General features: G+C 49.8%; 1 protein-coding gene. It reads right to left on the reverse strand.

The genetic code is table 11. The features are described 5' to 3' along the window. Positions 1-979 (reverse strand): hypothetical protein (locus KDK18_RS13555; RefSeq protein ID WP_257255463.1); only part of this gene is annotated, 979 nt, incomplete at its 3' end. Between the last annotated feature and the right edge of the window lie 226 nt (positions 980-1,205).

The following is a 1,205-nucleotide window of genomic DNA, read 5'->3' on the forward strand; positions in this document are numbered from 1 at the left end:
GATCGGGATCACTCACTAGCATGATGGCCTGTCGCAATTTGTGTCTGACATTGGCCGAGTCGGTTGATTCCGAACTCAATGTCTCTGCCCGTAAAGACATTGGCAGCAGATTTAACACGGCTCTGAAATGTTTTGGGGCTATGCCCTCTAAAAACGCAAAATTATTCAGAGAATGCTCATTCCTGGCTAAGTGTTTACTGTCCAGCTCATCATCAAAGTAGACCTGTACAGAACCTGTCTGATGGCAATAAACGACCAGGGGCAAGGGTTCAAGCGCCAATACCTGTTCACACTCACGCTTGTCCTGCAGGATATCGGCAATATTTATCTGTGCATCGTTGTAAACACAAAAGCATTTGATGTCTTTTTCGCTGTATCCGGTGAGCACCAGTTCCGGGTAATCCAGTCGTGTGCTACTGCCAAACTTCAATTTTGGTAAACTGAACGTCCCATCCGGTTGCAGATGCCCTGAGGTGAAACGAGGATAAACTCCCCAGATAACGATATTGGAACGTCCAAGAAGTCCATCGTGCAATGATTGCAGGTCAGGCAGAAGTTTTGCCTGCAGTTTATCCGCATCTGCACCTCTTTTCATACGCCAGCTGTGGGCATCACGTTTGTAGACGTACAGGCATTGGGGATTAACAGTGCCTACCATCCACTTACCGCAGAGTTCTGTCACGGGCTCAGTGGGCATCATCGCCCCCGGCAGGGCGAGGGTGAAGGGTCTTGGCGCACCCTTACCCGAAAAGTAATTTCTCTCTTCAGTCAATTCAATTCGCCGAAACGCCAGACGCCCGCTTTCAGCAGCCCGCAGTAGCTCCTGTCGCTCATACTCCCTGGGATGACGGGGTAGCAGTTTGTTGGTCGGTTCGCCCACTGCCCATCGACCAGAAGCTGTTACCGACCGGGTGTCAGAGTTTGATTGAGGGTGAGGGCACGGGCTTGCAGAGATCCCCGCTCCATGGACAACATTCATGGCAATATTCCTGTAAAACGTATTATTTACCCACTTCCGTGTGGTTGGATTCGACAATCTTTAGAGTGGCTGGCTGGTACAAAAGTTCCTGTATGGTCCCACTTTCCGTAACTGTATTTTCATAGCGAGATCAATGGATTTTTATCGGCTCTCTTCTGCTGGTGCCTTCTGATCATCAAGCTGAGCAATCTTCTTCGCCACCAGCACTTTCCATTCTCTCGGGGCA

Source organism: Endozoicomonas sp. SESOKO3 (assembly GCF_024606255.1).